This window comes from Nocardiopsis sp. FR4, assembly GCF_009830945.1.
GTDB lineage: Bacteria > Actinomycetota > Actinomycetes > Streptosporangiales > Streptosporangiaceae > Nocardiopsis.
This window is the reverse complement of record NZ_VWVV01000005.1, coordinates 125,091-148,046: the sequence shown is the minus strand read 5'-3', so window position 1 is coordinate 148,046 and position 22,956 is coordinate 125,091. Positions and strand designations below refer to the sequence as shown.

Below are 22,956 nucleotides of genomic sequence, written 5' to 3'. Positions count from 1 at the left end.
TGTCCGGTGCACGCACAGGCGAGCGGGTTCCGGAGGGGGTCGGGTCCGGGCCCGCGCACTCAGTCCCGTTCGGCGAAGACCTCCTGGGCGATCCCGAAGGCCTTGTTGGCGGCGGGCACCCCGCAGTAGACCGCGGCCTGCAGGAACACCTCGCCGATCTCGTCGGGGGTGAGGCCGTTGCGCAGCGCCGCGCGCACGTGCATGGCGAGTTCGGCCCAGTGGCCGTGCGCGACCAGCGCGGTGAGCACCATGCAGCTGCGGGTGCGCCGGTCCAGGCCCGGGCGGGTCCAGACCTCCCCCCAGGCGTAGCGGGTGATGAGGTCCTGGAAGGGTTCGGTGAAGCCGGTCTTGCGCGCCTCGGCCCGGTCCACGTGCGCGTCGCCCAGCACGGCGCGGCGCACCCTCATTCCCGACCCGTAGCGGTCGGCGGCGGCGAAGTGCTCGGTGAGCAGCGTGTTGACCTTGGCGCTCTGCTGCCAGGACAGCAGGTGCGCGGCCTCCTCCAGCACCACCAGGCGCGCGTCGGGCACCTGTTCGGCGATGAGCTCGGCGTTGCCCCCGGGCGGGGTGGCCGGGTCGTCGGCCCCGGCGACCACCAGCGTGGGCGCCGTGATCCGGTGCAGCTCCCCGCGCAGGTCGAAGGTCTCGATGGCCCCGCAGCAACCCGCGTACCCCTCGGGCGCGGTGGCCGCGATCTGCTCGCGCAGCAGGGCGACCTGGGCGGGCTCGTCCTTGGCGAAGGCCGGGGTGAACCAGCGCTCCACCACCGAGTCGGCCACGGCCCCCGTGCCCTCGGCGCGCACCAGGGCGGCACGGTCCCGCCAGTTGCTCGCCGGACCCATGTGGGGTGAGGTGGCCAGCAGGGCCAGGCGGTCGATCCGCCCGGGGTGGTGCACCGCCAGCCACTGGCCGACCATGCCGCCGATGGACAGCCCCGCGTAGTGGGCGCGCTCGATGCCCAGGCGGTCCATCAGCGCCAGGACGTCGCCGCCCAGGTCGGCCATGGTGTAGGGGCCCTCCGGGACAGGGGAGTCCCCGTGCCCGCGGTGGTCGAAGCGGATCACCCGGAAGACGGCCGAGAGCGCCTCGACCTGCGGGTCCCACATGTGCGTGGTGGTGCCCAAGGAGCCGCCCAGCAGCAGGGGCGGCGCGTCGGCGGGGCCGCTCTCGGTGTGGTGGAGGTCAACGCTCATCTGGTGTCGGTGCTCCTTCTTCGCTGTCGGTGTGTGCCACGGGCCCCGTCCTACCCGCCGCGGCCCCGGTGACCCGGTCGGTGAACGCCCCGGCCGAACCCAGGTAGTCCGCCGGGTCGAGCAGGGCGGCGATCCGCCCGCGGGAGCGGACCCCTTCCAGGTTCACGGCGAGGACGTCGACCAGGTCGCGGCCGGAGTCGACGGCCTCCCGGCAGGCGTCGGTGACCAGCCGGTGCGCCTCCGTGCGGCCCAGTTCGGGGGCCAGGTCGGTGGTGACGCGCTCGGACAGGGCCAGGCCGCCGGTGGCGTCCAGGTTGGAGCGCATCCGCGCGGTGTCCGCGCGCAGGCGGGCCGCGCTGGTGCGCAGCCAGGCCACGGCGGCGCCGGTGCGGCGCAGCAGGTCGGTCAGGGGCAGCCATTCGGCGTGCCAGCCGCCGGCGGCGCGCTGGTGCTCCTGGATCTGGGCGGCGAGCAGGGTGGCCACGAGCCCGGGGGCCTGGCGGGCGCACGCCAGGGCGCTGACGGCGGCCACGGGGTTGCGCTTGTGCGGCATGGTGGAGGAGCCGCCCACGCCCGGGCCGCCCTCCTCCACGAGTTCGCCCACCTCGGTCTGGGCCAGCAGCACGATGTCCTGGGCGGCGGTGCCGACCGCGCCGCAGACCCGGCCCAGGGCGGCGGCCAGCTCGGCGATCCGGCCGCGGTCGGTGTGCCAGGGCAGGACGGGTTCGGTCAGGTCCAGGCGGGCGGCCAGGGCGGCGGCGACGGCGGGGCCGTCCCGCCCCAGGGAGGCCAGGGTGCCCACGGCGCCGCCGAACTGGACGGCCAGACGGTGGTACAGCACGTGTTCGAGCTGGTCGGCGGCCTCGGAGAGCCCGTTGGCCCATCCGGCGGCGACCGCGCCGAAGGTGGTGGGCAGGGCCTGCTGCAGCAGGGTGCGGCCGGGCATGGGCGTGTCGCGGTAGGCCCGGGCCAGGGCCCGCAGGTGGTCGGCCAGGGCGCGCAGGTCCGACAGGACGGTCCCGCCCGCGCGGCGGGCCAGAAGCATGGCGGCGGTGTCCATGACGTCCTGGCTGGTGGCGCCCCGGTGCACGTGGCGGGCCGCCTCGGGGTCGGCCTCGCGCACCCGGGCGGTGAGCTCCCTGACCAGGGGGATGACGGGGTTGCCGCCGCCCGCGGCGGCCCGGCCCAGTTCGCCGGGGTCGTAGCGCGCGGCGGTGCAGGCCGCGGCGACGGCGTCGGCCCGCTCCGGGGCCAGGAGCCCGCTGTCGGCTAGGGCGTGCGCCAGGGCGGCCTCCACGTCGAGCAGGGCCTGGAGCCAGGCGGTGTCGTCGGTGAGAGCGGCGGCGGGTCCGTGGTCGAAGACGCCGTCGAACAGGCCGGTCATGGTGCGCGCCTCCAGGGCTCGGCGGTCCGGGGCTGGCCCCGGGCCGGGGACTGCCGATCGGTCGGCCGGAAAGGTGAGCGGTGTGACGGGAGGGGCCCCGCTCCCGGTGATCTTGTACTCGCGGCGGGGTTGGACGGCGAGACGCGCTGCAAGTACGAGATCACGCCGGGTCGGCGGAGTCCTTTCGGTGCTAGATGTCGAAGAAGACCGTCTCGCCCTCGCCCCGGAGCCGGATGTCGAAGCGGTAGCCGTCCGCGGCGCGGTCCGCCACCAAAGTGGCGCGGGCCTCGGGGTCGCCGACGCTGTTCAGTACCGGGTCGGCGGCGTTGGCGGCCTCCTCCTCGGGAAAGTACAGGCGGGTGACGACGCGGTGCAGCATGCCGCGCGCGAACACCGACACGTCGATGTGCGGGGCCTGGTCGCCGTGCGGCCCGGGAACGGCGCCGGGCTTGAGGGTGAGGATGCCGTAGGTGCCGTCGGGGGCCGTGGGGCAGCGGCCGAAGGCGCGGAAGCCCGGATGGCGCTTGGCCCCGCGCGGGTCGTCGGGGTGGTCGAAGCGGCCCTCGGGGTCGGCCTGCCAGGTCTCGATCAGGGCGTCGGGGACGAGCTGCCCGGCGCCGTCGTAGACGGTGCCGCGGATCCACACCGCGCCCGGGGTGCCCTCGGCCACGGCGTAGGGGCCGTCGGGCCAGGGCAGGCCGATGTGCAGGTAGGGGCCGACCGTCTGGGACGGGGTGGTGGCGTGGGTGCTCACTCGTCCTCCTCCAGGATCTCCTGCTCGGACTCGAACGGGGTCTGCTCCCGTCCGCGCAACACGATGTCCCACCGGTAGGCCAGCGCCCACTCGGGCGAGGTGGTGTCGTGGTCGTAGGCGGCGAGCATACGCTCGCGGGCCTTGGGGTCGGGCACCGAGTTCCACATCGGGTCCTGGAAGAACAGCGGGTCGTCGGGGAAGTACATCTGGGTGACGAGGCGCTGGGTGAAGGCCCGCCCGAACAGCGAGAAGTGGATGTGTGCGGGCCGCCAGGCGTTCTGGTGGTTGCGCCAGGGGTAGGCGCCCGGGCGGATGGTGACGAAGCGGTAGTGCCCCCGGTCGTCGGTGAGCGCCCGGCCGACCCCGGTGAAGTTGGGGTCGAGCGGGGCGGGCCAGCTGTCGCCCGCGTGGCGGTAGCGCCCGGCGGCGTTGGCCTGCCAGATCTCCACCAGGGTGTGCGGCACGGGGCTGCCGTCGCTGTCGCGGACCTGCCCGTGCACGATGACGCGCTGGCCCTGGGGCTCCTCGTCGTGCTGGCGGGTCAGGTCGTGGTCGTGCTCGCCCAGGCGGTCCTCGCCGAGCACGGGCGCGGTGATCTCGGTGAGCATGTGCGGGAGCAGGGTCAGCGGGCGCTTGGGGTGGCGCAGCGCCGTGCTCTTGTAGCCGGGGTAGTCCAGCGGCGGGTGGGTGTCGTGGTCGCGGACGTAGCCGGGCACGTACAGACCGGACGGTGCGCGCTCCGTGTCGGGAGGGGTGGGCATGACGTGTTCCTTCGTTCGTGCGGACCGGTGCCGCTGGCCCGAGCGGAGTCAGGCCGGTTGTGGTGGTGCCGCCCGTCCCGGGGACCGGGCCCCGGGACGGGCGCGTGCGCGCCTAGGCGTGCAGGACGACGGCCAGGCCCTGGCCCACGCCGATGCACAGCGCGGCCAGCCCCCATCCCCCGCCGCGGCGGCGCAGTTCGTGGGCGAGGGAGCCGAGGATCCGGGCGCCGGAGGCGCCCAGGGGGTGTCCGATGGCGATGGCGCCCCCGTTGGGGTTGACGATTTCGGGGTCCAGATCCTTCCAGCTGCGAACGCAGGCCAGGGACTGGGCGGCGAAGGCCTCGTTGAGCTCGACCACCGACAGGTCGCCCCAGCCGATCCCGGCGCGTTCGAGGGCGATCTCGGCGGCGCGGACCGGTCCGACGCCGAACACGTCGGGGTCGACCCCGGCGGCGCCGCGCCCGGCGATCCGGGCCATGGGCTCCAGGCCGGCGGCCTCGGCGGCGGCGCGGTCGCCCAGCAGCAGGGCGGCGGCGCCGTCGTTGAGCGGCGAGGCGTTGCCCGCGGTGATGGTGCCCTCGGGGCGGAAGGCGGGCTTGAGCCCGGCGAGCTTGTCGGCGGAGGTCTCGCGGATGGACTCGTCGCGGTCCAGGCGGGCCTCGGGCACCTGGACGATCTCGTCGTCGAAGACGCCCCTGGCCCAGGCCTCGGCGGCCCTGGCGTGGCTGGCCAGGGCGAAGGCGTCCTGGTCGGCGCGGCTGACGCCGTGCTGCTCGGCGAGTCCCTCGGTGGCCTCGCCCAGGGAGAGGGTCCAGCGCCCGGGCATGCGCGGGTTGACCATGCGCCAGCCCAGGGTGGTGGAGTGCAGGGTGGCGTCGGTGGCGGGGAAGCCCTTGGCCGGTTTGGGCAGGACCCAGGGGGCGCGGCTCATGGACTCCACTCCCCCGGCCACGGCCAGGGAGGCGTCGCCGACCTGGATGGCGCGGCTGGCCTGGATGGCGGCCTCCATGCCGGAGCCGCACAGGCGGTTGACGGTGACCCCGGGCACGGAGGTGGGCAGCCCGGCCAGCAGGGCCGCCATGCGGGCGACGTTGCGGTTCTCCTCGCCCGCGCCGTTGGCGTTGCCGAGGGCGACCTCGTCGACGGCGGCGGGGTCGAGCCCGGGCGCGCGTTCGACGAGGGAGCGGACGACGTGGGCGGCGAGGTCGTCGGGGCGTACCCCGGACAGGCCGCCGCCGTACTTGCCGAAGGGGGTGCGGACGGCGTCGAGGACGTAGACGTCGGTCACCGTGGGCCTCCTGGAGGGTGGTGCGGCCGGGGAGGCCCGGCCGCGGGCGGACTGGAACCTAACACTGTTAGGTAACTGTAGGGCGGCGTTCGCGCCGACCCCTCACGAGGCCCCGGTCAGGGAGCGCACCACCGACAGCTCCTCCTCGGTGGGCTCGGGGGTCACGGCCAGCTCCCCGGCCACCGCCAGGTCCCATCCGGTGGCCTCGCGGACCGCCTCCGCCTCCACCCCCGGGTGCACGCCGGTCAGGACCAGCTCCCGGGTGACGGGATCGGGTTCGAGCACGCCCAGGTCGGTGATCACCCGCACCGGACCGGCGCCGCGCAGGCCCAGGCGCTCGCGGTCGCCGGGGCCCGAGCCGTGGCCGACCGAGGTGACGAAGTCGACCCGGTCCACGAAGGCGCGGCGGCTGTGCCGCATGATCACGATGACCTCACGGCAGGAGGCGGCGATCTCGGGGGCGCCGCCCGCCCCGGGCAGGCGCACCTTCGGGTGGGCGTAGTCGCCGATGACGGTGGTGTTGATGTTGGCGTACCGGTCGATCTGGGCGGCGCCGAGGAAGCCGACGTCGATCCGCCCCGCCTGCAGCCAGTAGTTGAAGACCTCGGGGACCGAGACCACGGTGTCGGCGGTCTCGGCGAGGATCCCGTCGCCGATGGAGAGCGGCAGGTGGTCCGGGACGGTGCCCAGGGTGCCGGACTCGTAGATCATCCACAGCCCCGGCGCGTGGGTGCGGCGGGCCACGTTGGCTGCGGTGCTGGGCAGGCCGATGCCGACGAAGCACGACATCCGGTCGCGCAGCGAGCGCGCCGCGGTGACGGTCATGATCTCGTCGGAGGTCCAGGTCGCGGTGGTCACAGACCCCTCCCTGCGGGCTCGGGGGCGCCGGGGGCGCCGGCGCCGGTCAGCTCGGCCAGCCAGGCGGTGAAGGCCTCGCGGTCGCGGCCGACCGCGTCCCAGGCGCGGTAGGCGTCGTTGTCGCGCTCGTAGTAGCCGTGCGCGTAGGAGGGCGCGGCCCCGCCGGGGACGACGCTGACCCGGTCGACCACGCGGCCGGGCAGGACGACCTGGCCGGGGACGGGGTCGAGGGCGTCCACGACCTCCTCCACGGTGACCAGGGCGCGCTCGGCGGCCAGCACGGCCTCCTTCTGGATGCCGGTGATGCCCCACAGCTGCACGTTGCCGTCGCGGTCCGCGCGCTGGGCGTGCACGATCGTCACGTCGGGGTTGAGCGCGGGCACGGCGGCCAGCTCCTGCCCGCTGAAGGGGCAGGTCACGGTCTTGATGTGGGGGTTGTTCTCCACCAGGTCGGTACCGCTGTAGCCGCGCAGGATGGCGAAGGGCAGGCCGGAGGCGCCCGCCACGTAGCGGTTGGCCATCCCGGCGTGGCTGTGCTCCTCGATCTCCAGGGGCACGGGCCAGGAGGCGGTGACGGCGTCGCGGAAGCGGTGCAGCGAGCCCACCCCGGGGTTGCCGCCCCAGGAGAAGACGAGCTTGCGGGCGCATCCGGCGCCAATGAGCTGGTCGTAGACGATGTCGGGGGTCATCCGGACCAGGGTGAGGTCGCGCAGGCCCTGGCGGATGATCTCGTGCCCCGCCGCCACGGGGATGAGATGGGTGAACCCCTCCAGGGCGACGGTGTCGCCGTCGTGGACGAGCTCGCGCACCGCCTCGTCCAGGGGCACGATCATGGAGGCACTCCCGTTCGGATAGCGAATGAATGTTCACACAGCGAACATCTTGGGTACGACCGTAGCGCCGATCCCGGATCCGGTCAAGGGTCGACGACGTGACCACACGTGTGCGTCATGAGAACATTTCGGGGGGTTCTGGCTCCGCCCCCCGCACCCGACCCAGGAAGGCCCCATGCCCACCGAAGACGACACGGCCCGCGGCGCCCACTTCGTGCAGTCCCTGGAGCGCGGTCTGACGGTCATCCGCGCCTTCTCGGCCGAGCGGCGCTCCATGACGCTCAGCGAGGTCGCCCGCGAGACCGACCTGACCCGCGCCGCCGCCCGCAGGTTCCTGCTCACCCTGGTCGACCTGGGATACGTGCGCACCGACGGCAGGCTCTTCTCCCTCACCCCGCGCGTGCTGGAACTGGGCTACGCCTACGTGGCCTCGGCCGGGCTGCCGGACGTGGCCCAGCCCCACCTGGAGGACCTGTCCGCCCGCGTGCACGAGTCCGCCTCGGTCTCGGTGCTGGAGGGCGACGACGTGCTCTACGTGGCGCGCGTGGCCACCTCCCGGATCATGGCGGTGGCCATCAGCGTGGGCACGCGCTTCCCCGCCTCGGCCACCTCGATGGGCCGCGTGCTCCTGGCCGGGCAGGACGACCGCTTCCTGGACGCCTACCTGGAGCGGGTGGAGCTCAGGCCGCTGACCCGGTTCACCATCACCGACCCCGACGAGCTGCGCGCCGAGCTGATGCGGGTGCGCGAGCAGGGGTACGCCATCGTCGACCAGGAGCTGGAGGAGGGGCTGCGCTCGCTGGCCGCGCCCGTCCGCGACGGGTCGGGCCGGGTGATCGCGGCGGCCAACGTCTCCGCGCACGCCAACCGGGCCTCCATCGAGGACGTGCGCCGCGACCTGCTGCCCGCGCTGCTGGAGACCACCGCGCGGATCGAGACCGACCTGGCCGCGGTGGCCCGCCGCGACAGCGGCCAGTAGCCCCCGGGGCGCTCAGCCGCGCGCGGCCCGGGCCCGGTGGCGCCGGACCGCGTCGCGGTTGCCGCAGGCGGGCGAGCAGTACCGCTGGCGGCCGCCCCGCGAGAAATCGGCGTAGACCCGCGCGCAGCCGCGCGCGGCGCAGCGGCCCAGGCGGTCCATCCCCCGGCCGGTCAGGTGCAGCGCGGTGGCGACCGCGACCAGCGCGGCGATCTGCCGGTGCGCGGGCAGGTGGTCGGGGCGGTAGTGCAGGTGCCACCCCGTGCCCGCGTGGTCGGTCAGGCGCGGCCCCGAGGAGAACTCCTCCAGCAGCGGGTTGAGCCGCCCGGCGCGCTCGTCCGGACCCCGGGCCTCCACCACCCCGGTCCAGCGCGCCAGGAACTCCGCCACGCGCGCGGCGTCGTCCCCGGTGACGGGGTTGTCCAGCACCAGCCCCGCCCGCACGCAGCGGCGCTCCAGGTCCGCCGGTCCGTCCGGGGGCCGGTTGAGCAGGTCCACGGCCAGTTCCAGCGGACCCTGCCCGTAAGGGTTGAGATGCATAATGCCATTACACCAGACTGGCCGCATGCGTACACGGCACGAACACCACTGGGCCACGGAGTCGGACCACACCACCAGCGAGGGCGTGGTGGCCTACCAGCGCTGCGCGTGCGGCCAGCGCAGGGTGACGCTGGCCCGGCCCCTCGGCCTGGTCAGGGACGATCTGGCGCGGGTGGGGGACGAACCGGGCTGACCGGCCGCCCCGGGTCCCCGTGGCGCCTTGCGACTGCCCGCGCCGCCTGAGATCCTGCCCGCGACACCGCCGGGAGCGCGGACGCGCGCGGCGGTCCCGCCCCGGTTCCGAGCACGCGGCCCGACGCCGCCGGAAGGGACACCGTGACCGACGTACACGCCACACCACAGATCGCCCGACTGTCGGGAACCCTCACCCTCGGCGGCGACCTGCCGGTCCACCGCCTGGGCTTCGGGGCGATGCGCATCGTCGGCGAGGGGGTGTGGGGCCCGCCCCGCGACCGCGACGAGGCGCTGGCGGTGCTGCGGCGCGCGGTCGAGCTGGGCATCACCTTCATCGACACCGCCGACTCCTACGGGCCGCAGATCAGCGAGCAGCTGATCCGCGAGGCGCTCTACCCCTACCCCGACGACCTGGTGATCGGCACCAAGGCGGGCTTCGCGCGCACCGGTCCCTCCCAGTGGCACGCGCTGGGCCATCCCGCCTACCTCAAGCAGCAGGTGGAGCTGAGCCTGCGCAACCTGGGCCTGGAGCGGATCGACCTGCTCCAGCTGCACCGCATCGACCCCGAGGTGCCGCTGGCCGACCAGCTCGGCGCCCTGGCGGAGCTGCGCGAGGAGGGCAAGATCCGGCACATCGGGCTGAGCGAGGTGACGGTGGACCAGCTCTCGGCCGCGCGGGCCATCACCCCGGTGGCCTCGGTGCAGAACCAGTACGCCCCCTCCTTCCGCCGGTCCGAGGACGTCCTGGAGCAGTGCGAGAAGGACGGGATCGCGTTCCTGCCGTGGGCGCCGGTGGGACGCGGGGAGCTGGCGGGCCCGGACTCGCCGCTGACCGCGATGGCCGCCGAGCACGAGGTCACCCCGGTGCAGCTGGCCCTGGCCTGGCTGCTGCACCGCTCCCCCGTGATGCTGCCGATCCCCGGCACGTCCCGGGTGGCGCACCTGGAGGAGAACACGGCCGCCGCCGCGGTGCGCCTGAGCCCGGAGGAGACCGAGCGCATCAGCCAGTACCTCGGCACCTGATCCGCTCCGCCGCGTGTCCGGCCCGGCCGGGCGCCGCGGGCGCCCTCAGCCCCGCCCGGGGCCGGCGGGCGCGTAGGCCCCGGCGCGGGCGGCGGCCACGGCCGCCCGGGCGCAGCGGTCGGCGGCGGCCTCGTCCAGGGGATCGCCGCTGACCAGCATCCGGTAGTACAGCGGCGCGGAGACGGCCCGGACCACCTCGGCGGCGTCGGTGCCCTCGGGGACCTCTCCGCGTTCGACCGCCTGTTCCACGCACGGCGCCCACTCGGCGATCCGCACGGCGTAGAAGCGGTGCAGGGCGCGCGCGGTGCGCTCGTCGCAGGCGGCCGCGGCGATCACGGCCCGGAACAGCGCTCCCTGGCGCGGGTCGGCCAGGGTCCGGCGCACCAGGCGGGCGTTGGCGGTCAGGTCCCCCAGCAGCGCGCCGGTCTCCACCCGGGGCAGCGACTGCTCGGCCATGTCCTCCAACAGGTCCGCGACCAGCGCCGGAACGCTCCCCCACCGCCGGTAGACCGTGGTCTTGCCGACCTCGGCCCGGCGGGCGACGTCGGCCAGGTCCAGGCCGTGCACGCCGTGCTCTACCAGCGCGTCGGCCGCCGCCGCCAGGACCGCGGCGCGCACGCGCGCGGTGCGCCCCCCGGGCCGGACGCTGCCCGGCTCCGCTTTCGTGCCCATAAAAGGAACTCCTGTTCCGTTAACGCTCTCACGGTGGTACCGTTCTTCCGGATACTAACGGAACTCCAGACCCTTTAATGGAAGAGGCCGCCATGCTGTACCGACCCCTGGGCGCCAGCGGACTGCGCGTGCCCGAGCTGAGCCTGGGCACCGGGACCTTCGGCGGACGCGGACCGCTCTTCGGCGCGTGGGGCACCGCCACCGCCGAGCAGGCTCGGCGCATGGTCGACATGTGCCTCGACGCCGGGGCCCACCTCTTCGACAGCGCCGACGTGTACTCCGACGGCGCCGCCGAGGAGGTGCTGGGCCGGGCGGTCCGGGGGCGGCGCGGCCGGGTCCTGCTCGCCACCAAGGTCGGCCTGCCCACCGGCGAGGGCCCCGACGAGGCCGGTACCTCCCGGTCCCGGCTGCTGCGCGCCGCCGAGGACGCGCTGCGCCGCCTGGGCACCGACCACGTCGACCTGCTCCAGCTGCACGCCTTCGACGCCACCACCCCGGTCGAGGAGACGCTCTCCGCGCTGGACGACCTCGTCCGGGCGGGCAAGGTCCGGTACGTGGGCGCCTCCAACTTCTCCGGCTGGCAGCTGATGAAGTCCCTGGCCGCCGCCGACCGCCTGGGCCTGCCCCGGCACGTCTCCCACCAGGTGTACTACTCGCTCGCGGGCCGCGACTACGAGTGGGATCTGATGCCCCTGGGCCTGGACCAGGGCGTGGGCGCGATGGTGTGGAGCCCGCTGGCCTGGGGGCGCCTGACCGGCCGGATCCGGCGCGGGCGACCGCTGCCCGAGCGCAGCAGGCTGCACCGCACGGCGGCGATGGGTCCCCCCGTGGACGAGGCGCTGCTCTTCGACGTGGTCGACGTGCTGGACGAGATCGCCGCCGAGACCGGCCGCACGGTTCCCCAGGTGGCGATCAACTGGCTGCTGCGGCGGCCCACCGTGGCCACGGTGGTGGTCGGCGCGCGCGACGAGGCCCAGCTGCGCGAGAACCTGGGCGCCGCGGGCTGGGAGCTGACGGCCGAGCAGGTGCGGCGGCTGGACGCGGTGAGCTTCCGGGAGGCGCCCTACCCGCACTTCCCCTACCACCGCCAGGAGGGCTTCGCCCGGCTCAACCCGCCGCTGTTCGCGGCCGGCTGAGCGGGCGCACGCGCGGACGTCCGGGCCGGAGCGCGGCGGCCCGGACGCACGCGCGGCCCGCCGGAGCGACTCCGGCGGGCCGCGCGCTCCCCGTTCAGCTCGGACGCATACGGAAGACCTGCAGGCGCTCGTCGTAGTACTTCTCGGTCTCGCCGACCCATTCCATACCCAGCCTGCGCGCCACGGCGATCGCCCGCTCGTTGCCGGGGCGGGCGACGGCGAAGACCTCCTCGATCCCCTGCCTGAACGCCCAGGCCATGATGGCCCGGCTCGCCTCGGTCGCGTAGCCCTGGCCCCACACGTCCGGACGCAGCGCCCAGGTCAGCTCGAAGTCCTCCTCGTAGGGCGGGAGCAGCTTGAGCGAGAGCCCTCCCACCAACTGTTCGTCCTCCTTGCGGACGATGGCCCACCGGCCCGCCGGAGGGACCAGGTTGGGCTGTGCCTCGATCCAGGCGTGCAGCACCGAACGCATGGCGTCGGTGTCGTTCACCGGGCGCCACTCGGGCGTCAGCCAGTGGGCGACCTCGTCGGCCCCGTAGATCCGCAGGGCCTCCTCGGCGTCGTCCAGCTGCCATCCCCGGATGAGGAGTCGGTCGGTCGACAACTCAAGACTCATCACCCCACGGTAACCCGGGACACCGGAGCGCGACAGGGGGGTGGGACGACGGACCGGAGCCGTCCGGGGCGGTTTTCCCGCGCTCCCGTTCCGCGCCGGCGAACTGGACCGAACCCCGTGCGCCACCACCCCTTTACACCGCGTGCACGCGCGACTATGCTGTGCGCCATACTTGGGAGCGCTCCCAAGTCCGATCGCCAAAGGAGCGGCCCGAGAGTCCCCACCGCACACCGGTTCCCGCCCCGGCCGCGTCCCGCGGCCGCTCCCCCTCCTCCCCGGCCGTCCTCCTCCGGCCGGGGGCCAGCCGGGTTGAAAAGGACTCGCGGCGCCCGACTCCCGTTGCGATACTGGCCAACCCGGACCGGGCCCCGCCGCACGCGGCGGGGCCCGGTCGCGTGTGTTCCCGCCGGTCCGAGGAGGCACCCCCGCGAAGTTCGTCCGCGACCCCCACCACGACGGTTCGCCCGGCCACGTCGACACCGGCGACGGGACGGCCCGCCTGCGCGTACGCGTGCCCGGCGGCGCCGACGCGGTGTACGCCCGCGTGGTGGAGGACGGCGAGGCCGTCATGGTGCCCGCGGAGCCGGTGCGCACCGGCGCGGACGCGGTCTGGTTCGAAGCCGCCGTGCCGCTGCGCCCGGTGGTGACCAACTACCGCTTCGCCGTCGTGCGCGGCACCCGGTACACCTGGCTCAACCAGGAGGGGGCCCACGACCACGAGGTGACCGACGCCGCCGACTTCCGGCTGGTCAACGGACCGCAGCCGCCGGAGTGGGTTCCGGGCACGAGCGTGTACCAGGTCTTCCCGGACCGCTTCGCGCGCGACGACGACTCCGTCGGCCCCCGGCCGAGCACCCCGACTGGGCGGTGCCGCGCTCCTGGGACGACGAGCCCGCCCCCTTCGGCGCGGAGGCCACCCGCGAGTACTTCGGCGGCACCCTGGACGGGGTGCGCCGCCGCCTGGACCACCTGGCCGCCCTCGGGGTGGGAGTGATCTACCTGACGCCCGTCTTCCCGGCGCGCTCCACCCACCGCTACGACGCCTCCACCTTCTCCCGGGTGGACCCGCTGCTGGGCGGCGACCGCGCCCTGCGCGCGCTGGTGCGGGCCGCCCACGAGCGCGGCATGCGCGTGATGGGCGACCTGACCACCAACCACACCGGGCACGCGCACGAGTGGTTCCTGGCGGCCCAGCGCGACCCGGAGTCCGCCGAGGCCGGGTTCTACTTCTTCACCGGGCACCCCGACTCCTACGTGGGCTGGATGGGCGTACCCGAGCTGCCCAAGCTGGACTACTCCTCGGCCGAGCTGCGGCGGCGGGTCTACGGCGCCGACGACTCGGTCCTGGTGAACTGGCTGCGGGGCCCGGACGCGCTGGACGGCTGGCGCATCGACGTGGCGAACATGACCGGGCGCCGGGGCGCGCAGGACCTCAACCGGGAGGTGTCGGAGGAGATCGCCGGCGGATGCGCGAGGTGGACGCCGAGCGCGGCGGCGACGGGTCCTGGCTGCTGGCCGAGCACTTCCACGACGCCGGCCCCGACACCCACCGCGACGGCTGGCACGGTGTGATGAACTACGCGGGGTTCACCCGGCCGGTGTGGGCCTGGCTCAACACCGCCCCCGCGGGGGTGCGCTACCTGCGCACGGACTCGCCGCTGCCCCGGACCGGGGCCGAGCAGGCGGTGCGGGCCGTGCGCGCGGCCAACGCCGGGCTGCCCTGGCGGGTGCTCACGCACAGCGGCAACGCGCTGAGCACGCACGACTCCGCCCGGTTCCGCACGGTGGTGGGCGGCGCCGGCCTCCACGAGGTCGGGGTGGCGGCCCAGGTGACGCTGCCCGGGGTGCCGTTCGTGTTCGCCGGGGACGAGCTGGGCATGGAGGGCACCGACGGGGAGAACGCCCGCGGGCCGATGCCCTGGCACCGGCCCGAGGCGTGGGACCGGCGGACGCTGGAGGCCCACACCCGGCTGCTGGGCCTGCGTGCGGAGCTGCCCGAACTGCAGACCGGCGGCCTGCGCTGGCTGGACGCTGGGCCGCACCACATGACGTTCCTGCGCGCCCTGCCCGGCCGAGCGGTGCTGGTGCACCTGACCGACGGCGCGCACGAGAGGGTGTCCGCGGCCTGGTCCGACCTGGACGTGGCGGGCATGGGGGTGCTCGCCCGGGGCGGCGGGGCTCACGCGCGCACCGGCGGGTGCCTGGAGCTGGACGCGGACGGCCCCGGCACGTGATCGCGCTCGGGTCCTGAGGGGCGGGGCGGCGGCCCGCCCCCGGAGCCGCCCCGCAGGGACCCCGCGGGCGCCCGGACCGGAAGCCGCTCCCGGTCCGGGCGCCGGGGTCAGAGGTCCCCGCCCAGGACCGCGTGGACGTCCTTGCTGACGCGGTCGGCGACCTCGTCGATCCGGCCGACGAAGTAGAAGTGACCGCCGGGCAGGACGTGCCGGGTCGCGGGCGCGCTCACGTACGCGTCCCAGGCGGCCAGGCGCTCCGGCGGCACGCCCGCGTCGTCGCGGCCTCCGAACACCGACAGGGGCACGTCCAGCGGCGCGGACCGCGGGTCGGGGCGCCAGGTGTCGACGAGTTCGAGGTCGGCGCGGACCAGGGGCTCCACCTCCCGCCACTGGTCGGGATCGGTCAGGGAGCGGGCGCCGGGTCCGCCCATGCGGGCGATCGACTCCCGCAGCAGGTCGGCGGGCAGCCGGTGGCGGGGCCGTTCCCACTCGGGCCCGGGACCGGGGCTCCAGGCCGAGGCTCCGAGCCAGGCGGGCCGGGCGGGGCCCTCGGCGAACAGCAGGCGGGTCAGCTCCCAGGCCGCCAGGGCGCCCATGCTGTGCCCGAGGAGGCCGAAGGGGCGGTCGAGTTCGGCCGCGATCTCCCCGCGCAGGCGGCGGGCCAGCGCGCCCGCTTCGCGCAGCGGCTCCTCCCCCCGCGTTCGACCGCGTCCGGGGGCCTCCAGCAGGCACACCTCCCAGTCGGGCGGGAAGTGGCGCACCCAGGGCCGGTAGCCCAGCGAGGAGCCGCCCGCGTGGTGCAGCAGGAAGAGGCGGAAGCGGGCGCCTGGAACGGGTCGGGGGCGGATGAGGACACCCTCGTGCACTGCTGACTTCCTCGCTGTCCGTGTCCGGCGCGGCCGGGAGGGCCGTCACGACACGGCAAACTTACCAGTCGGTAGTACTAGTGGGTAACCAAGGTTCCCCACCCTCCGCACCCGGCTTGACGATGGCGTATCCCCTGTCCCGGGCGTACCGGTCGCCCCAGGCGCAGAACCGGTCGAGCAGCTCGTGCGGGCTCCGCCCGGCCTCGCTGAGCCGGTACTCCGCCCGGGCCGGGGCCTCGGGGTAGCTGCGGCGCGTGACCAGGCCGTCGGCCTCCGACCGGCGCAGCTGCCGGGTCAGCGCCTTCTGCGTCCCCCGATGAGGTCCCCCGTCACCCCGACCGGGCACGCGCAGACCCGCTCCCGCTCCACGCGCACGCCCTTTCCGTTCCGGCCCGCGTCGCCGGCGGGGCCGGAGGCCGGGGGCGCGGCGGAGGCCTCGCGGGCGGCGGGCGGGTGCGGGCGAGGTCAGCCGAGGCGGCCGCGCGCCCAGCCCGCGGCCGCCACGGCGGTGTTGCGCACCCCCAGGGCCGCGTCGCGCAGGCGCCGCCGCCACGCGGGCACCCGGGGGATCTCCCCGAGCTCCAGTTCCGGCTCGGTCCGCACCGCCTCGGCCAGGGCCACGCGCTCGCGCAACCGGTCCCGGACCTGCTCGGGCGTGTAGGCGCGGCGCTGGCGCTCGGCGCGCGCGACCGCCGCGCCGGTCGCCGCGACGCCCACGAAAGCTGCCACTCCAAGGGCTTTCCACCAACGCATGTCCCTAGGCTAGCGGTGTGGCAGACACGAGCATCTCCCTGAGCCAGGCGCTGGAGCTGACCCGGACCGGTGACGTCTGGATCTTCCGGGGCAAGAGCGTCCCCGACCGCGCCATCCAGATCACCACCAACAGCCCCGTCAACCACGTCGGCATGTCCCTCGTGGTCGACGACCTTCCGCCGCTGATGTGGCACGCCGAACTCGGCCGTTCCCTCCCCGACGTGTGGACCGGCACCCACCAGCGCGGCGTGCAACTGCACGACCTGCGCGACGCCGTCCTGGTGTGGGGGCGCAAGTACGGCCAGCGCGCCTGGCTGCGCCAGCTCGACCCCGAGGCCGGCCAGGCGATGGAGGACGCCGCGCTGCGCACCGTGGCCCGGCTGGACGGCACCCCCTTTCCCTCCACCGTGCAGCTGGCGGGCCGCTGGGCGCGCGGGCGCCTGCCGCTGCGGCTTCCGCCCCTCGGCGACCGCCGGGGGGCGCGCCCCGAGGGCGCCGCCCTGGAGAGCGCCTACTGCGCCGAGGTCATCGCCCTGACCTACGAGGCCATGGGTCTGCTGCCCGCCGGGAGGCGCCCCGGGTACTACGACCCGGGGCGCTTCTGGAGCGGCGACGGCCTGCGCCTGGAGGGCGGCGCGACCCTGGGCGGGGAGATCCGCGTGGACCTGCCCGAGGACTGAATCCGCGGGCGTGCGGGGCCCTCAGCCCTCCACGGGCTCCTGGAGTTCGGGGAAGAGCGGCTCGCGCGGGCTGTCGGGCGTGAGCACCGCGGTACGGGGCCGGTGGTCCCAGAGCAGCCGGGTCGCGTCCGGACGGGCGTAGTGCCCGGCCGGGTCCGCGGCGTTCTTGGCCAGGTCGATCAGGGCGGGGTCGATGTCGGCGAGCGCCAGACCTTCGGCGTGCTCGTCCAGCGGGGCGCTCAGCATCGATCCGTCGGGGCCGTAGACACGGGAGCAGCCGCTGCCGGGCGTGAGCAGGGCGCGCTGCTCGTCGTTGGCGGCGAAGACCTCGACGGCCCTCTCGGTGAGCAGCTGTGTCGAGGCCACCACGAAGCACCCGCCCTCCAGCGCGTAGGTCTGCGTGACCGCCATGTTCGCTTCGGGGCCCAGGGCATGGGAGAGGCCCTTGTAGAGGCCGAGGGCGGGCCATGCGGCGATGTGCAGTTCCTCGTATTGTGCGTACATCGCGTACTTACTGAGCGGTTGCAGGTGCTCCCAGCAGTTCAGGGCGCCGATGCGGCCCTGAGGGCCGTCCACGACCCTCAGGTCGCTGCCGTCGCCCTCTCCGAACAGGGCGCGTTCGACGTGCGTCGGCTTGAGCTTGCGGCGGTGGAGCAGTACGTCCCCGTCCGGACCGATCACGCTCTGCGCCATGTACAGCGTGCCGTGGTCCTTCTCGCTGTAGCCGAGGGAGACGCTGACGCCGTGGCGGCGGGCCGCCTCTCGGATCGCGGTGAGGTGGACGCCGTCCACGGTCATCGAGTTGGCGTGGTAGCGGGCGATGAACGGCATCTGGCCGGCGACGGAGCCCAGCCACAGGAACAGGGGGTACCCCGGAATCCAGGTCTCGGGGAAGGCGACCAGGGATACCCCGTGTGCGGCGGCCTGCCCGATCAGGGCGATGGTCTTGTCCACGGTCGCGTCGACGTCGAGCCAGACGGGTTCGGCCTGCACCGCGGCCACTCGGTGGGTACGGGACATCTCGGGCTCCTCCTCGGATGTGGCGGTGGGAGGTCACCACCGTAGGAGCCCGGGAGGGCGCTTCCGCGGCGTCGGCGGCACGGCCGTGCGGCGTTCCCGGCACCGGACGGACCGTCCCGCTATCTCGCCCGCAGTTCGGCCGGTGTGGCACCGTAGCGGCGGACGAACGCGCGGGTGAAGGTCGTGCGGTCGGCGAACCCGGCCCCGGCGGCGATCGCCGCGATGGTGCGATGGGCCTGGCGCGGGTCCGTCAGGGCCCGGTGCGCGCGGTTCAGGCGCTGTTCGCGGATGAAGGCGGCGGGCGAGGTTCCGGCCTCAGCGAACAGGGCCGTGACGTGGCGGACCGAGACCGAGTGCCGTCGCGCGAGCACCTCCGGGGTGAGTCGGGGGTCGGCGCACCGCTCCCGGACGTGGACGCGCATCGCCTCCAGCAGGGCGCGGCGCCCCTCGGGCACGGGCCGCGGCTCACCCGCGGCGGCGCGCAGGGCGGTCACCAGCAGCTCGGCCGAACTCCAGGCCAGGTCGGCGCGGCTCTCGGCGTCGAGCCTCGGCATGGCGGCGACGAGCCCTCGCAGGAACGCCGCCAGCACGCGGGTCGCCGGCTGCCGAGTACTCAGGGGGCGCCCGCACGCCTCGTCGACGCGGTCGAAGCGCTCGGACAGCATCCGCCGCGGCAACTGGAGCACGATCTCCCGGCTCGACGCGGGAAAGTGCAGCGAGTAGGGGACCGCGGCGTCGTAGACCGCGCCCGTTCCCGGTTCCAACCGGGTCTCGCGGCCCCTCTGGCGGACGGTGCCCGTGCCGCTCAGGTGCAGGGAGAAGAGGAGGTCGTCACGCGGCGCGGATCCGGCCAGCCGCGGCGTGCGCAACACCTCGGAGTCCCCGCGCGTGCGTACGGTCGTCACGGTGACCCCGGGCAGCAGGCCGGTCTGGGTGAGGGAGCCGTGGAAGCCGTCGGCGACGCGCCCGAGCCGGAGCGGGACGAATCCCGTGCTGATCGCCTGCTCCCACTCCGCGGCGCCGTGGGCGTGAACCGCGTTCATGGGTCCAGTGTGCGTGATGTGGGCCACGCGCGCATCCCCTGCCTCACTCCTGCCCGCCTCGGGCGAACGTGTCGCGGTAGGCGCCGGGAGGTACGCCCGTCAGCCGTGTGAAGTGGTGGCGGAAGGTGGCGGTCGAGCCGAACCCCGCCTCGGCGGCGACACGGTCGATCGGCTGGTCCGTGGACTCCAGGAGCTGCCGCGCCCGGTTGACGCGGGCCCGCAGGAGCCACCGCATCGGAGTGGTGCCGACCTGGGAGCGGAAGTGCCGGTTGAGGCTGCGCACGCTCAGGGCGGCCCGGTCGGCGATGTCCTCCAGGGTGAGGGGGTGCTGGAGGTTGGAGGCCATCCACTCCAGCGTGTGCCGCAGGGAGGGCGTGGGGGCCGCGGGGACGGGGTGCTCGATGAACTGTGCCTGGCCCCCGCTTCGCTCCAGGGGCATGACGGTTCGCCTGGCCGTGCCCGCCGCGATCTCCGCGCCCAGCTCCCTGCGGACGAGGTGCAGGCACAGGTCCAGGCCGGACGCCACCCCGGCGGAGGTCAGGATCCGACCGTTGTCCACGTACAGGACCGAGGGGTCGACCTCGACCCGGGGGTGGCGGCTCGCGAGTTCGTCGGCGTACTGCCAGTGCGTGGTCGCACGTAGGCCGTCCAGCGCACCGGTAGCAGCGACAACGAACGCGCCGACGCAGACTGAGGCCACCACCGCGCCAGCCGTCACGGCCCGCCGCAGTGCCTCGGTCACCTCCGGGGGCGGCTCCTCGAGGAAGCGTGTGTTGCCCGGCACGACGATGACGTCGGCGGAGGCGAGCGCGTCGAGCCCCCACCCGGTGCGCAGCTCTGTACGGCCGAAGACCGGATCGGTCTCGACCCCGCCGCGCGGGGCGCACACGCGCACGTCGTAGACCGGTGTCTCCGCGACGGTGTTGGCGGTGCCGAACACCTGGCCGGGGATGGCCAGCTCGAAACCGACGACTCCGTCCAACGCCAGTACGGCCACGGTCCTCATGGCCAGATCTTAGCAAGGATTGGCGTTCTGGCCACTGGTGCCCGAACCGTCCGGGGCCGGATCGTGGGAGGGCACCACACGAGCCCGGGTTCGTCCTACGACTCCGGCTTCCCACAGGGAGGGAACACCGTGCACCAGCCAGAACGCGAACACGGATTCGACCTTCCGGCGAGCGAACTCGCCGTCCGCACCCGGGAGTTCGCCGTGGGCCACCTCCCCGGATGGCTGTACGGCCACTGCGTCCGCAGCTATCTGTTCGGCCGCGAACTGGCGGCGCGCGAAGGTCTGAGGCCACTGAAGGACTACGACGACGAACTCGTCTTCGTCGCCAGCCTCCTGCACGACGTCGGCGTGGTCCCGGCCGGCCACGGCGGACAGCGCTTCGAGGTCGACGGCGCCGACGCGGCCGCGCGGTTCCTACGGGACCACGGGATGGAGGAGGAACGCGTCGAGACGGTGTGGGACGCCATCGCGCTGCACACCTCCGAGGGCATCGCGCACCGAAAGGGACCCGAGGCCGCGCTGACCCAGCTCGGTGTGGCCGCCGACATCCTGGGACGTGGCCGCGACGCGCTGCCCGCCGGGTTCGCGGACCGGGTCCACGCCGTCTTCCCCCGCGAGGACCTCGGGTACACGCTCGCCGCGGCCATCGCCGAGCAGGCGGATGGCCGTCCCGACAAGGCCGGTCCCCTGAGCTTCCCCGGACACCTGGTGAGTCTGCACGCGCCGCACGGCTCGGTGCCCACCTGGTTCGACCTCGTCGCGTCCGCGGGCTGGGGCGACCGTCCGGCGTACTGGAGCCGCGCCGAGCACGTCGCCACTCGGCCGGAGCAGCTGGGCCCGCTCTTCGAGCGCCTCCTCGCCGACGGCGACGTGGAGCGGCTGGTGGAACTGTACGAGCCGGACGCGGTCTTCGCTCCTCGTCCGGGCGCGGTCGTGAGGGGTCGCACTGCGATCCGGGACGCGCTACGCGCCCACGCCGCGGCGGGGACGCGGATCGGCCTCGTGCGCCGACGGATCGAGGAGTCCGCGGGGCTGGCCCTGATGTCGCACACCGCCACAGTGTCCCAGCCCGGCTCCGACGAGCGGCCCGTGACGACCGTGACCACCGAACTGGCCCGCCGCCAGCCCGACGGCCGGTGGCTCTATGCGATCGGTGACCCGTTCTTCTCACGGGCGGCGACCGAGGAGGCGCGGGGAGGCGTGCGGTGACCGCCGCACGCCTCCCCGCGCCCGGCCCCGCCCGGAGAAGGGCTGGGTGGCACGGCCGGTCAGCCGAGCCGGAAGTCGGCGACCCGGATCGGCGTGGAGGGCCGCGCCCCCGCCTCCTGGTAGAGGACCGACAAAACCCCCTCGGAGGCCACGCGCGACTCGTCCACCAGCACCTCGCCGAAGGCGTCGATACCGGAGCCGTCGTACACCATGGTCCACTCGCTCCACCCGGTGCCGGCCCGGGCGGCCAGGATGCGGCCGAAGGGCATGACCACGTAGGCGGTGTCGTCGGCGGCCATCACCAGCCTCGACCGGCCGAAGGCGCGCAGCGGCTCGGGCAGCTCCACCTTGTGCCACCGCCCCGCGTCGTCGCGGTGCAGGTGGAAGACGCGCCCCTCGGTGCGCCGGTCGTTGACGAAGTCGGTCGAGCAGTGCCCGAAGCGGCCCGGACGGTAGCTGATCACCACGTGCGGGTTACCCGCGGCGTCCACGGCCTGCGACTCCTGGTTCATCAGGGCGTAGTCGGGCGGCAGCGGGTCGACCACGTGGCCGGGGGTGTCCACCGAGACCCGCAGGCGGGTTCCGGTGACGGCGGCGAGCCGGCCGCCGTCGGTGCGCCAGGTGCGCCCGGCGTCGTCGCTGTAGACGTAGCCGGTGTCGTGGTTGGACAGCCCGCCGGGGTGGCACAGGATGTCGCCGCCCGCGGCGGTCTCGCGCCAGGTGAAGGAGGCGTGCAGGCGGCCGTCGGCGCCGTACCCGATCCCGTGCAGGTACATGTTGCGGCTGTCGCTCACCGCCCCGTTGGCCGCGTAGGAGCCCTCCGGGGAGGACCAGGCGCCCAGGTGCCGCCACGCGCCGCCGCCGTACTCGGCGAGCTCCAGGGTGCCGTCGCCCGAACCGCCGGTGCGGTAGGCGAACTGGAGTCCGCCCCGGGGGGTGGGGATGAACCGGGGGTAGGTCATCGACCCCGCGTCCAGGCCCTCCAGGGTGCGCTGGACCGGCTCGAAGGAGGCGGCGCTCCAGTCCGCCGCGCCCGTGACCAGGCCGGGGGCGGAGCGGGTGTAGTACACGGGGTTGTTGTGGGTGTCCATGGCCACGTGCAGGCGGCCGTCCTCAGCCGAGACGCCCAGCGAGATGGAGTTGTGCGAGTCGTCGGTGCTCAGCCGGTGCGGCAGGCGCACGGTGGTCCAGGCCCCGTCGCCGTCGAGGGCGCGGCGGGCCAGGACGGCGTGGCGGTCCTCGGTGTACCAGGCGGCGTACTGGTGGCCGCCGGAGCTGAGGATGCCCGACTGCTGGTAGGAGCCGTTGTTGACCAGGCCGTCGTAGGAGACGAAGTACAGGGCGTTCTCGTCCAGGGTCTGACTGCCCAGCGGCACGGCCGAGGGCGCGTCGGCGGCCGAGGCGGCGGCCGGGGAGGTGAGGGCGGCGGTCAGGGCGAGCACCAGGGCGCCGGAGGCGGTGGTGACGCGGTCGCGGAGCCGTGAGCGGGGGGTGGGGGGCACGGTTCGCCTCTCTGTCGGGGGTTCAGGCCAGGTGGAAGATCTCGGTCAGCGGGACCATGCCCTCGTCCGGGCGGCCGGGCAGGCCCTCGAAGAACGGCGCCATCTCGGCCTGCCAGCGGGCGTTGACCTCGGTCTCGGCCATCGCGGCGCGGGCGGCCTCGAAGTCCTCGGTCTCCAGGTAGCCGACGATCGTGCCGTCCTCGGCGCAGAACAGCGAGTAGTTGTGCCAGCCGGTGGCGCTGAGGGCCTCGCGCATCTCGGGCCACACCTCGGCGTGGCGCCGCCGGTACTCGTCGAGGCGGTCCTGCCTGACCTTGAGGATGAAGCAGACGCGCTGCACGGGTGTCCTTCCTGTCGGTGGGGCGGGCCGGGGCCCGGGCGCGGAGGGCGCCCGGGCCCCGGGAGGGTGTT

Annotated in this window: 24 protein-coding genes and 1 pseudogene; 7 read left to right on the top strand and 18 right to left on the bottom strand. The window is 74.6% G+C overall.

What is annotated here, in order from left to right; translation table 11 throughout:
- Window positions 1–59 precede the first annotated feature (59 nt).
- The 7 genes from pcaD to FYW95_RS08670 form a co-directional block, all read right to left on the bottom strand.
- Window positions 60–1,193 carry a bifunctional 3-oxoadipate enol-lactonase/4-carboxymuconolactone decarboxylase PcaDC gene (pcaD, locus tag FYW95_RS08700; RefSeq protein ID WP_159943269.1) on the bottom strand — a complete coding sequence of 378 codons (1,134 nt, stop codon included), beginning with the start codon at window positions 1,191–1,193 and terminating at the stop codon, window positions 60–62.
- Window positions 1,183–2,577 (bottom strand): 3-carboxy-cis,cis-muconate cycloisomerase, encoded by a 1,395-nt coding sequence (gene pcaB / locus FYW95_RS08695; protein ID WP_159943270.1) that lies wholly within the window; start codon window positions 2,575–2,577, stop codon window positions 1,183–1,185. The genes pcaD and pcaB overlap by 11 nt, the downstream gene beginning before the upstream one ends.
- A gap of 190 nt (window positions 2,578–2,767) precedes the next feature.
- Window positions 2,768–3,331, bottom strand: coding sequence for a protocatechuate 3,4-dioxygenase subunit alpha (gene pcaG / locus FYW95_RS08690; RefSeq protein WP_160050249.1), 564 nt, complete (start codon window positions 3,329–3,331; stop codon window positions 2,768–2,770).
- Window positions 3,328–4,092 (bottom strand): protocatechuate 3,4-dioxygenase subunit beta, encoded by a 765-nt coding sequence (gene pcaH / locus FYW95_RS08685; RefSeq protein WP_159943272.1) that lies wholly within the window; start codon window positions 4,090–4,092, stop codon window positions 3,328–3,330. The genes pcaG and pcaH overlap by 4 nt, the downstream gene beginning before the upstream one ends.
- A gap of 112 nt (window positions 4,093–4,204) precedes the next feature.
- Window positions 4,205–5,380 carry a thiolase family protein gene (locus FYW95_RS08680; RefSeq protein WP_160050248.1) on the bottom strand — a complete coding sequence of 392 codons (1,176 nt, stop codon included), beginning with the start codon at window positions 5,378–5,380 and terminating at the stop codon, window positions 4,205–4,207.
- A 102-nt stretch (window positions 5,381–5,482) separates the two neighbouring features.
- A complete protein-coding gene (locus FYW95_RS08675) occupies window positions 5,483–6,238 on the bottom strand; it encodes a CoA-transferase subunit beta (RefSeq protein WP_159943274.1) in 756 nt (251 codons plus the stop codon).
- Window positions 6,235–7,071 (bottom strand): CoA transferase subunit A, encoded by an 837-nt coding sequence (locus tag FYW95_RS08670; protein WP_159943275.1) that lies wholly within the window; start codon window positions 7,069–7,071, stop codon window positions 6,235–6,237. Before FYW95_RS08670 ends, FYW95_RS08675 begins: the two co-directional genes overlap by 4 nt.
- 175 nt (window positions 7,072–7,246) lie before the next feature.
- Between FYW95_RS08670 and FYW95_RS08665 the strand changes: the two genes are divergently transcribed.
- On the top strand, window positions 7,247–8,050 hold the full coding sequence (locus tag FYW95_RS08665; protein ID WP_159943276.1) for an IclR family transcriptional regulator: 804 nt from the start codon (window positions 7,247–7,249) through the stop codon (window positions 8,048–8,050).
- A 12-nt stretch (window positions 8,051–8,062) separates the two neighbouring features.
- Here FYW95_RS08665 and FYW95_RS08660 read toward each other — a convergent pair whose 3' ends face one another.
- Window positions 8,063–8,587, bottom strand: a complete 525-nt coding sequence (locus FYW95_RS08660; protein ID WP_159943277.1) for a CGNR zinc finger domain-containing protein — start codon at window positions 8,585–8,587, stop codon at window positions 8,063–8,065.
- Between the two features lie 25 nt (window positions 8,588–8,612).
- Here FYW95_RS08660 and FYW95_RS27635 point away from each other — a divergent pair, with 25 nt between their 5' ends.
- Both FYW95_RS27635 and FYW95_RS08655 read left to right on the top strand, forming a co-directional pair.
- Entirely contained in the window at window positions 8,613–8,780 is a 168-nt protein-coding gene (locus FYW95_RS27635; protein WP_201294770.1) for a hypothetical protein, read from the top strand.
- A 143-nt stretch (window positions 8,781–8,923) separates the two neighbouring features.
- A complete protein-coding gene (locus tag FYW95_RS08655) occupies window positions 8,924–9,805 on the top strand; it encodes an aldo/keto reductase (protein ID WP_159943278.1) in 882 nt (293 codons plus the stop codon).
- A 45-nt stretch (window positions 9,806–9,850) separates the two neighbouring features.
- On the opposite strand, the gene FYW95_RS08650 is transcribed toward FYW95_RS08655, so the two are convergent.
- The gene (locus tag FYW95_RS08650; protein WP_159943279.1) at window positions 9,851–10,477 is read right to left on the bottom strand and encodes a TetR/AcrR family transcriptional regulator; all 627 of its coding nucleotides are present in this window, start codon (window positions 10,475–10,477) and stop codon (window positions 9,851–9,853) included.
- A gap of 92 nt (window positions 10,478–10,569) precedes the next feature.
- On the opposite strand from FYW95_RS08650, the gene FYW95_RS08645 reads away from it, so the two are divergent.
- Window positions 10,570–11,613, top strand: coding sequence for an aldo/keto reductase (locus FYW95_RS08645; RefSeq protein ID WP_159943280.1), 1,044 nt, complete (start codon window positions 10,570–10,572; stop codon window positions 11,611–11,613).
- Between the two features lie 94 nt (window positions 11,614–11,707).
- On the opposite strand, the gene FYW95_RS08640 is transcribed toward FYW95_RS08645, so the two are convergent.
- On the bottom strand, window positions 11,708–12,229 hold the full coding sequence (locus tag FYW95_RS08640) for a GNAT family N-acetyltransferase (protein ID WP_159943281.1): 522 nt from the start codon (window positions 12,227–12,229) through the stop codon (window positions 11,708–11,710).
- A gap of 397 nt (window positions 12,230–12,626) precedes the next feature.
- Here FYW95_RS08640 and FYW95_RS08635 point away from each other — a divergent pair.
- Window positions 12,627–14,463, top strand: a pseudogene (locus tag FYW95_RS08635) (glycoside hydrolase family 13 protein).
- Between the two features lie 107 nt (window positions 14,464–14,570).
- Here FYW95_RS08635 and FYW95_RS08630 read toward each other — a convergent pair.
- From FYW95_RS08630 to FYW95_RS08620, 3 genes are all read right to left on the bottom strand, one after another.
- The gene (locus FYW95_RS08630; RefSeq protein WP_159943282.1) at window positions 14,571–15,329 is read right to left on the bottom strand and encodes a thioesterase II family protein; all 759 of its coding nucleotides are present in this window, start codon (window positions 15,327–15,329) and stop codon (window positions 14,571–14,573) included.
- A 61-nt stretch (window positions 15,330–15,390) separates the two neighbouring features.
- Window positions 15,391–15,675, bottom strand: a complete 285-nt coding sequence (locus tag FYW95_RS08625) for a winged helix-turn-helix transcriptional regulator (protein ID WP_159943283.1) — start codon at window positions 15,673–15,675, stop codon at window positions 15,391–15,393.
- Window positions 15,676–15,794: 119 nt separating this feature from the next.
- Window positions 15,795–16,058, bottom strand: a complete 264-nt coding sequence (locus FYW95_RS08620) for a hypothetical protein (RefSeq protein ID WP_160050247.1) — start codon at window positions 16,056–16,058, stop codon at window positions 15,795–15,797.
- A 41-nt stretch (window positions 16,059–16,099) separates the two neighbouring features.
- Here FYW95_RS08620 and FYW95_RS08615 point away from each other — a divergent pair, with 41 nt between their 5' ends.
- Entirely contained in the window at window positions 16,100–16,762 is a 663-nt protein-coding gene (locus tag FYW95_RS08615; RefSeq protein ID WP_236567806.1) for a hypothetical protein, read from the top strand.
- 21 nt (window positions 16,763–16,783) lie between these two features.
- Here the strand turns inward: FYW95_RS08615 and FYW95_RS08610 are convergent, their stop codons facing one another.
- From FYW95_RS08610 to FYW95_RS08600, 3 genes are all read right to left on the bottom strand, one after another.
- Window positions 16,784–17,782 (bottom strand): carbon-nitrogen hydrolase family protein, encoded by a 999-nt coding sequence (locus FYW95_RS08610; RefSeq protein WP_159942822.1) that lies wholly within the window; start codon window positions 17,780–17,782, stop codon window positions 16,784–16,786.
- A 119-nt stretch (window positions 17,783–17,901) separates the two neighbouring features.
- Window positions 17,902–18,825, bottom strand: coding sequence for an AraC-like ligand-binding domain-containing protein (locus tag FYW95_RS08605; RefSeq protein ID WP_159942823.1), 924 nt, complete (start codon window positions 18,823–18,825; stop codon window positions 17,902–17,904).
- Window positions 18,826–18,868: 43 nt separating this feature from the next.
- Window positions 18,869–19,831 carry a GlxA family transcriptional regulator gene (locus tag FYW95_RS08600; RefSeq protein WP_159942824.1) on the bottom strand — a complete coding sequence of 321 codons (963 nt, stop codon included), beginning with the start codon at window positions 19,829–19,831 and terminating at the stop codon, window positions 18,869–18,871.
- 129 nt (window positions 19,832–19,960) lie between these two features.
- Between FYW95_RS08600 and FYW95_RS08595 the strand changes: the two genes are divergently transcribed.
- Window positions 19,961–21,043, top strand: a complete 1,083-nt coding sequence (locus FYW95_RS08595) for an SgcJ/EcaC family oxidoreductase (protein ID WP_201294769.1) — start codon at window positions 19,961–19,963, stop codon at window positions 21,041–21,043.
- A 59-nt stretch (window positions 21,044–21,102) separates the two neighbouring features.
- Here FYW95_RS08595 and FYW95_RS08590 read toward each other — a convergent pair whose 3' ends face one another.
- Both FYW95_RS08590 and FYW95_RS08585 read right to left on the bottom strand, forming a co-directional pair.
- On the bottom strand, window positions 21,103–22,545 hold the full coding sequence (locus tag FYW95_RS08590; RefSeq protein ID WP_159942825.1) for a BNR repeat-containing protein: 1,443 nt from the start codon (window positions 22,543–22,545) through the stop codon (window positions 21,103–21,105).
- A gap of 22 nt (window positions 22,546–22,567) precedes the next feature.
- Window positions 22,568–22,885 (bottom strand): L-rhamnose mutarotase, encoded by a 318-nt coding sequence (locus FYW95_RS08585; RefSeq protein ID WP_159942826.1) that lies wholly within the window; start codon window positions 22,883–22,885, stop codon window positions 22,568–22,570.
- Window positions 22,886–22,956: the final 71 nt, after the last annotated feature.